At 72.6% G+C, this 7,957-nt stretch carries 6 protein-coding genes; 2 read left to right on the top strand and 4 right to left on the bottom strand.

Annotated elements, in window-relative coordinates; all coding sequences use genetic code 11:
• Window positions 1-264: 264 nt before the first annotated feature.
• The 4 genes from ACFVXE_RS07790 to ACFVXE_RS07805 all read right to left on the bottom strand — a co-directional run bounded on the left by ACFVXE_RS07790 (window position 265) and on the right by ACFVXE_RS07805 (window position 5,919).
• Window positions 265-2,673 carry a DUF3488 and DUF4129 domain-containing transglutaminase family protein gene (locus tag ACFVXE_RS07790; RefSeq protein ID WP_389670109.1) on the bottom strand — a complete coding sequence of 803 codons (2,409 nt, stop codon included), beginning with the start codon at window positions 2,671-2,673 and terminating at the stop codon, window positions 265-267.
• A 10-nt stretch (window positions 2,674-2,683) separates the two neighbouring features.
• Window positions 2,684-4,060 carry a DUF58 domain-containing protein gene (locus ACFVXE_RS07795; protein WP_389670110.1) on the bottom strand — a complete coding sequence of 459 codons (1,377 nt, stop codon included), beginning with the start codon at window positions 4,058-4,060 and terminating at the stop codon, window positions 2,684-2,686.
• Between the two features lies 1 nt (window position 4,061).
• Window positions 4,062-5,114, bottom strand: coding sequence for an AAA family ATPase (locus ACFVXE_RS07800; RefSeq protein WP_389670111.1), 1,053 nt, complete (start codon window positions 5,112-5,114; stop codon window positions 4,062-4,064).
• Window positions 5,115-5,355: 241 nt separating this feature from the next.
• On the bottom strand, window positions 5,356-5,919 hold the full coding sequence (locus ACFVXE_RS07805) for a beta-class carbonic anhydrase (protein ID WP_389670112.1): 564 nt from the start codon (window positions 5,917-5,919) through the stop codon (window positions 5,356-5,358).
• 380 nt (window positions 5,920-6,299) lie between these two features.
• Here ACFVXE_RS07805 and rsmH point away from each other — a divergent pair, with 380 nt between their 5' ends.
• Entirely contained in the window at window positions 6,300-7,265 is a 966-nt protein-coding gene (gene rsmH / locus ACFVXE_RS07810) for a 16S rRNA (cytosine(1402)-N(4))-methyltransferase RsmH (protein WP_389670113.1), read from the top strand.
• A gap of 103 nt (window positions 7,266-7,368) precedes the next feature.
• Window positions 7,369-7,884 carry a septum formation initiator family protein gene (locus ACFVXE_RS07815; RefSeq protein WP_389670128.1) on the top strand — a complete coding sequence of 172 codons (516 nt, stop codon included), beginning with the start codon at window positions 7,369-7,371 and terminating at the stop codon, window positions 7,882-7,884.
• Window positions 7,885-7,957: the final 73 nt, after the last annotated feature.

Genomic DNA, 7,957 nt, shown 5'->3' on the forward strand with positions numbered 1-7,957 from the left:
ACCGCGGTCCGGTTATGACCCTAATCGACCCGCGGGGGCCGCCCCGCCGCCCCGCACCGGCCCTGTCGCGCTCCCAAACCCTTGGGCGGGGGCCGCCCCCACTTCTGCGGCCCCCCCCTCATCCATGTCCGCGCCCGGCGCACTCGGCCCTCCGCCGGCGCGACCACCACTGCGGCCGTCAGCGCCGGACGGGCGGCCCGGCCACCGCGCCGGCCCGTCCGGTGTTCGAGGACACCGGACAGGGGCCGTACGCCGCGCGCCGCCTCAGCCCTGCTGGCGGGAGGGCCGCCGCAGCCACCCGCTCCACCGCTCCGCCCACCTGCCGGTCAACGCCGACCGGCGTTCCGCGAGCGTCCACATCACCCGAACGGCCGAACGCGGTGCCCATACCGCACGGATCCGGGTGAAGCGGTCGGCGGAGGCCCGCAGCCCGTTCCGGACCGTCTCCACATCCTCGGCGAGCCCGGTGACCGGCCGGGGCTGCGGGGCGTAGAGCACCTGCTCGACCGCTCCCGCCACCCGATGCACCGCGGCGGCGCCCTCCGTGTCGAGCCCACCCCGCCGTACGACTCCGGCCGCGGCCTTGCGCGGGGTCTGTGAGTCGTCCGGCTCGATGCCGTGGTCCCATGCCGTATCGGTGATCTCCAGCCAGGCAGCGAGCGTCCTGGCCGTCGCATCGGCCGGTGTGCGCCCGGCCGAGGAGCTCAGCCTCCGGGCGCGCACCCGCACCCGCCAGGCCAGGGGCAGCAACGGCAGCAGGAGCACCAGCACGGCCAGGGCCGCCCAGACGAGGACGTTCACCGGCATCCCCGTGTCCGTCGGACCCGAGGCCCCCGGCGCCACCGCGCTGCCGCACACATCCTGCCTGCGCAACTGCGGCGAGCAGCTCTGCGAGGCGGACGGGGCGGCGGAGGGCGCGGCCGAGACGCCCTGCTCCGGCTTGGCCGGATCGGCCGTGTCGCCCGTCGGGGCGTCCGGCTGGGTGTACGCCGGCGTGCTGCCGCGCGTCGGGGTCGGCTCGAACCGGGTCCACCCGACACCTTCGAAATACAGCTCGGGCCAGGCGTGCGCGTCGCGCAGCCCCACCGACACGGAACCGTTCGACTGCCCGGTACCGGGGGTGAAGCCGACCGCGACCCGGGCCGGAATCCCCAGCGTCCGCGCCATCGCGGCCATCGTGAACGAGAAGTGCACGCAGAAGCCCCGCTTGGACTTCAGGAACCGGCCGATAGCCGCCGAGCCGGTACCGGAGGTCACGGTGGTGTCGTAGCTGAAGCCGCCCTCCGAGGCGAAGTAGTTCTGCAGCTTCACCGCCCGCTCGTAGTTGTTCGCCGCGCCCTTCGTCACCCGTTCCGCCGTCTCCTTGACGACCTTCGGCAGCGATCCCGGAACCCTCGTGTACTGCTGCCGCAGCGCGGGCGGCGCCTCGGGAGCGGTGGCGAGCTGGTCCGCGGTCGGCTGCACGATCAGGCTGGACACCTGGTACTGCGCGCCGCGGGTCGTCTGGCCGCCGTCACCGACGAGCGTGCGTCCGGCGGGCTCGTACCGCCAGCGCCCGCCGATCGTCACCTCGGTCGCCGGATAGGGGAGCGGCAGGTAGGTCTGCTGGTACGAGGAGGACGCGGAGATGTTGGAGCGGATCTCCGTGACGGCGACCTCCGGGTCGAGCCCCTCCGGGTTCGGGAGCCGCTTCGGCACGTCCTGCAGACTGCGCCGGGACGCCCGCCACTCGCTCCCGTTGAACTGGTCCAGGGCGAGGATCCGCAGATAGAAGTCCTGCGGGTTCGTGGAATTGGTGCGGTACGACATCACCTCCCGGTTCTCCGGCTGGTTCAGGTTGTTCTGCAACGAGACCAGCGGGTTGACGGCGGAGATGGTGCCGCCCCCCCGGCCCCTGCCCGCCCCGCTCCCCGAACCGCCCAGCAGCCCGCTGTCGAGCGCGGGCAGCGCCGCCGGTACGGCCAGTGCGATGCCCAGTGCCAGCGCGCCGATCCGCCGCCCGGTCCTGATCGGGGCGAGCGGCCGGCCGCTCGACAGATCGAGACCGGACGCCACGTTGCCCGACGACCGTGCCCCGCCTCCGAAGACCCGCCCCCACTGGGAGATCCGGTCCCGGCCCTCGGCCAGCAGGAGCAGCAGATAGCCGCAGGCGGCGAGGAGGAACCAGAGCCAGCCCGCACCGTCGCCACCGGACAGCCCGGCGGCGACCGAGTACAGCGCCAGGAGCGGCAGCCCGGCGGGTGCCGCGCTGCGGAGGGTCACCGCGAGGGCGTCCACCACGAGGCCGATCAGCAGCACACCGCCGACCAGCATCAGCCGGATGCCTGCCGTCGCAGGCGCCGGAATGGCGTACCTGCCGACGTCGTCGGCCCCGACCGTCAGCAGGTCCGCGAGCCGGTGGACGGCCGCGGGGCCCGGCAGGAAGCCGGCCAGGGCCTGCTCCCTGGCGAACACCGCGGTCAGCAGCAGCAGGGTGACCAGGAACTGCGCCGCGACGGTCAGCAGCCGGGGCAGCGGTACCCGGCGGGCGAGCGCGCCCACCCCGCTCTGGACCGCCAGCAGAAGCGCGGCCTGCAGCATCCAGCCGACCGGGTCGACCAACGGCAGCATCGAACCCGCCGCCAACAGCGTCGCCGCAAAGGCGCACAGCGCCAGCCGACCACGACCGCTCATGACCGTCCCCTCATGACCATCCCCCGGTGAAACCTGTCGTACCGCCCGACAGGGCGGACTGCGGACCGGAGCCCGGCCGTCCCGCCTCGCGCCACAGCCGGGCGAGATCCGCCCCGGGCGCCGCCGCGACCGCCGTCCAGCCCGACTCGCGCAGCAGCCGGAGCCGTGCCTCCGCCGCCCCGTGCGCCGTGTCGTCCCCGGCGCCGGGCGCCCATGCCGCGTTGTCCAGGACGAACGCGACGGCACCGCCGCTGCGCTGCCGCATCCGCGCAGCCACCGCCGCCTGCTCGTCGTCCAGATCGCCGAAGAACGCGATCAGCAGCCCCTCGTTGCCGCCGCGCAGCACGTCGTACGCGCGGGAGAGACCGCCTCCGTCGGAGTGGTCGACGACCGCGAGCGTGTCCATCATCAGCCCCGCGGAGTCGGCGGACTCCTGGGTCGAGCCGGTGAAGCCGCCGGCGCCCTCGCCCGGTACCGAGCTTCCGTCGTCCGTCAGCAGCCGCACCGCGAAGCCGCGCTCCAGCATGTGCACCAGCGCGGACGCCGCCGCCGACACCGCCCACTCGAAGGCCGAATCGGGTCCGGCCCCCTGATAGGCGATCCGGCGGGTGTCGAGCAGCACCGTGCACCTGGCCCGCTGCGGCTGCTCCTCCCGGCGCACCATCAGCTCGCCGTAGCGGGCGGTGGAGCGCCAGTGGACCCGGCGCAGATCGTCGCCGTGCCGGTAGCCGCGCGGAATCACGTCGTCCTCACCGGCCAGCGCCAGTGAGCGCTGCCGTCCCTCGCCGTACCCGGCGGCCTCGCCCGCCAGCCGCACCGGCGGCAGCGGCTGGGTCCGCGGGATCACGACGAGGGTGTCGTACGCACTGAACGAGCGGGTCATCTCGCACATCCCGAACGGATCGCTCAGCCGCAGCTGCAGCGGCCCGAGCGGGTACCGTCCGCGCAGGTCGGACCGGACCCGGTAGGACACCTCGCGCCGGCCGCCGGCCTCCACCCGGTCCAGGACGAACCGGGGGCGCGGACCGAGTACGTAAGGCACCCGGTCCTGAAGCATCAGCAGTCCGGTGGGCAGCCGGGACACGTTGTCCATCCGCAGATGGACCCGCGCCTCGGTGCCCGCGGGAACCCGGGACGGGGAGAGCCGCCGGGTGCCCGCGACCCGGTAGCGGGTGCGGACGAGCACCGCCACACAGACCAGCGGCAGCGCGGCGAGCAGCAGCCCGACCCGCAGCAGATCTCCCTGACCGAGCACGTACGCGCAGACAGCGGCCGCGACACCGGCCGCGAGGAAGGACCGTCCGCGCGTGGTCAGCCCGCGCAGTGCGGACCGCAGGCCGTTCCTGTCGTCGCCGTCGTCCATGGCGGCGGGCCCCCCGTGTGCCACCTCACACCCGCCGCATGCCGGGTGGCTGCTGCCGGCCGTACGCCGGCCGGCCCGGCTCGCGCTGCGGCGCGGGGACGGACGCGCCGCCGGAAGCGGTCGGAACGGGGGTCTGCTGCAGGATCTCCAGTACGACCTGCTCCGCGGTTCGGCGGTTCAGCTGGGCCTGCGCGGTGGGCAGCAGCCGGTGCGCGAGCACCGCGACGGCCAGCGCCTGCACGTCGTCCGGCAGACAGTAGTCGCGGCCGCTCAGCGCGGCGGACGCCTTCGCGGCCCGCAGCAGATGCAGCGTGGCGCGCGGCGATGCGCCGAGTCTGAGATCCGGGTGGCTGCGGGTGGCCCCGACCAGCTCGACCGCGTACCGCCTTACCGAATCGGCCACATGGACCGTCCGCACCGCTTCGATGAGCTTCACGATGTCGTGCGCGTGTGCCACCGGCTGCAGATCGTCGAGCGGTGAGACACCGCCGTGCACATCGAGCATCTGCAACTCGGCCTCGGCGCTGGGGTAGCCGATCGACACCCGGGCCATGAACCGGTCGCGCTGGGCCTCGGGCAGCGGATACGTGCCCTCCATCTCGACCGGGTTCTGGGTGGCCACCACCATGAACGGGTCCGGCAGTTCGTAGCTGTGCCCGTCGATGGTGACCTGGCGCTCCTCCATCGACTCGAGCAGCGCCGACTGGGTCTTCGGCGAGGCGCGGTTGATCTCGTCGCCGATCACGATCTGGGCGAAGATCGCACCCGGCTTGAATTCGAACTCGCGCCGCTGCTGGTCGAAGATGGACACACCGGTGATGTCCGAAGGCAGCAGGTCCGGCGTGAATTGGATGCGCCGGACCGAGCAGTCGATCGACCGCGCGAGCGCCTTGGCCAGCATGGTCTTGCCGACCCCGGGGACGTCCTCGATGAGGAGATGTCCCTCGGCGAGCAGCACGGTCAGCGAAAGCCGTACGACCTCAGGCTTGCCCTCGATCACACTCTCCACCGACCTGCGCACCCGCTCCGCTGTGGTGGTCAGATCTGTGAGGCTCGCTCGATCGTCATAGGTCGTCACCCGGCCCTCCTCGGCCCTGCCCCACGCTCTCAAGGAGCAGGGGATACCCCATCCACGGGCCGATGCGCTGTGGTTGGCCCGGCCCGCCCCGAAAAACGGACGCCCTCCGGAAGGGTCCGGTGGGATGTCACACCCGCATTCTTGTTGCCGTTACCGCTTCGTGTCACTCGCCTGCGGACAACTGAGTGCGAAATGTCAGGGGCGGGTCCGATTTGAGTACCCGTTTACTTCGCCGGAGAGGTCAGGAGACGGGGTGGATCTCGCGCAGCAAGCCGCTGGTCACGTCGAAGACGAAGCCTCGGACGTCATCGGTGTGCAGGAGGAACGGCGAGGTGCGCACCCGCTGCATGGACTGGCGTACGTCCTGATCCGCGTCCTTGTACGCCTCCACGGCCCAGACCGGCCGCTGGCCGACCTCCAGCTCCAGCTCCTGCCGGAACTCCTCGGTGAGCGATTCGAGCCCGCAGTTCGTGTGGTGGATCAGTATCACGCTGCGGGTGCCGAGTGCCCGCTGGCTGATGGTGAGCGAACGGATCACGTCGTCGGTGACCACGCCGCCGGCGTTGCGGATGGTGTGGCAGTCGCCGAGCGCCAGACCGAGTGCGTCGTGCAGGTCGAGCCGGGCGTCCATGCAGGCGACCACCGCGACCTGCAGCACCGGGCGCGCGTCCATGCCGGGGTCGGAGAACTCGGCGGCGTAGCGGGTGTTCGCCTCGACCAGACGGTCGATGACCGTACCGTCGGTGCCGGTCCGGCCGGCAGCGGATGCGGAGGGTTCGGCCGGGGTGTGTGCGAAAGTCGACATGGATATGACGTTAGCTCTCGCGGGTCGACCCGGCGTGCTGGGGGAGTGGACAAAGAACGTCAATGCGGCTTGTTGTGAGGTAACCCACAAGCCTCACAGTGGATCACTCGGACGGGTGAACGGCGGGCGGGGCGACGCGCAGCCCGGTTCATTGATCGGCAATCGATCGAATGGCAGGGTGGACTAAAGTGACGGGAAGTTACCGACACCCTGCACATTCCGAAGATTTCCCCTGTGTGCGCGGCGTACGTACGGCCCGGCCCTCTCCCGCTCGCCGGTCGGCCGACGCCACTTCCCCGGCGCCGGTGGACCTCCCCTTCCGAGCGGGCGGGGACCAGGCCGTACGTGCAGCCACACGGGACCTGAGCCTGAGAGGGCGCATGAGCCAGACCCGACACGTCCCGGTGATGCTCCAGCGATGCCTGGACCTGTTGGCCCCGGCTCTGGAGACGCCGGAGCAGCAGCAGCCCGTGGTCGTCGACTGCACCCTCGGCCTCGGCGGCCACAGCGAGGCACTGCTCGCCGCCTTCCCGACCGCACGGCTGATCGCGCTGGACCGGGACAAGGAGGCGCTGCGGCTCTCCGGCGAGCGGCTCGCCCCGTACGGCGACCGGGCCACCCTGGTCCACGCCGTCTACGACGAACTGCCCGATGTGCTCGACCGGCTCGGTGTCCCCAAGGTCCAAGGCGTCCTGTTCGACCTCGGCGTCTCCTCCATGCAGCTGGACGAGGCCGACCGCGGTTTCGCGTACGCCCAGGACGCCCCGCTCGACATGCGGATGGACCAGACGACCGGCATCGGCGCGGCCGAGGTGCTCAACACCTATCCGCCCGGCGAGCTGGTCCGGATCCTGCGCGCGTACGGCGAGGAGAAGCAGGCCAAGCGGATCGTCTCCGCGATCGTGCGCGAGCGCGAGAAGGAGCCGTTCAGCAACAGCGCCCGGCTGGTCGAGCTGATCCGGGACGCGCTGCCGCAGGCCGCCAAGCGGACCGGCGGCAACCCGGCCAAGCGCACCTTCCAGGCGCTGCGCATCGAGGTCAACGGAGAGCTCACCGTCCTGGAGCGGGCGATCCCGGCAGCGGTCCGGTCCCTCGCAGTCGGTGGCCGGATCGCCGTCCTCTCGTACCACTCGCTGGAGGACCGGCTGGTCAAGCAGGTGTTCGCGGCGGGCGCCGCGAACACGGCACCGCCCGGACTGCCTGTCGTCCCCGAGCGCTACCAGCCGCGGCTGAAGCTGCTGACCCGTGGCGCGGAACTGCCCACGGAGGAGGAGGTCGCCGAGAACCGGCGCGCCGCCCCCGCCCGGCTGCGCGGCGCCCAGCGGATCCGCGAGGAGGAGCGATGAGGGCGGCCGGTCCGGCCGGCACGGCACGGGGAGAGGCCGAGGTGGCGCGGTGAAAGGACCGGCAGGACAGTTGAAGGGGCGGGCCGCGCGGCTCGTCCGGCTGATGCCCGCCGGGCCCAGCAACGCGGCCCGTACGCCCTTCGTCCTGCTGGTCGTGCTGCTCCTCGGCGGCGGCCTGATCACCCTCCTGCTGCTGAACTCCGCACTCAACGAAGGCTCGTTCAAGCTGAGCGAGCTGAAGAAGCGGACCACCGAACTCACCGACGAGCAGCAGGCCCTGCAGCACGACGTCGACGGTTACTCGGAGCCCGACGCACTGGAACGGCGCGCTCGCGAACTGGGCATGGTGCCCGGCGGCGGCCCCGCCTTCCTCGACCCGGACGGCACGGTCCGCGGCGTGCCCTCCCAGGCCCCTGCCGCTGCCGCGCCCCCGGCCGTCACGCCGCAGCTCCCGGCGACGACGGCCCCGCCCGCCACCCCCTCGCCGGCGACGTCCCCGCCGGTCTCCCCGGACCCGTCCGGCTCCACGCCGGCCGCCACGGGGCCCAGCAACTCCGCAGCACCGCCCGCGCAGCCGCGTACCCCGGCAGACCAGCCCTCGACGAGCCCCGGCAGGTGACGCAGTGCCCCCCAAGGAACCACCGCGCCGCCGGGTCCCCGGCCCTGCGCGCCCCCGCGGCGCCGCAGCCGGC

Origin of the sequence: Streptomyces sp. NPDC058231 (assembly GCF_042882275.1) — a bacterium.
In the GTDB taxonomy this organism is placed as follows: Bacteria; Actinomycetota; Actinomycetes; order Streptomycetales; family Streptomycetaceae; genus Streptomyces.

Excerpts from the sequence above, each read along its gene's own strand:
- ACFVXE_RS07790 (WP_389670109.1), bottom strand. The coding sequence starts at position 2,673 with ATGAGCGGTCGTGGTCGGCTGGCGCTGTGCGCCTTTGCGGCGACGCTG.
- ACFVXE_RS07805 (WP_389670112.1), bottom strand. The coding sequence starts at position 5,919 with ATGTCGACTTTCGCACACACCCCGGCCGAACCCTCCGCATCCGCTGCC.
- rsmH (WP_389670113.1), top strand. The coding sequence starts at position 6,300 with ATGAGCCAGACCCGACACGTCCCGGTGATGCTCCAGCGATGCCTGGAC.
- ACFVXE_RS07815 (WP_389670128.1), top strand. The coding sequence starts at position 7,369 with ATGCCCGCCGGGCCCAGCAACGCGGCCCGTACGCCCTTCGTCCTGCTG.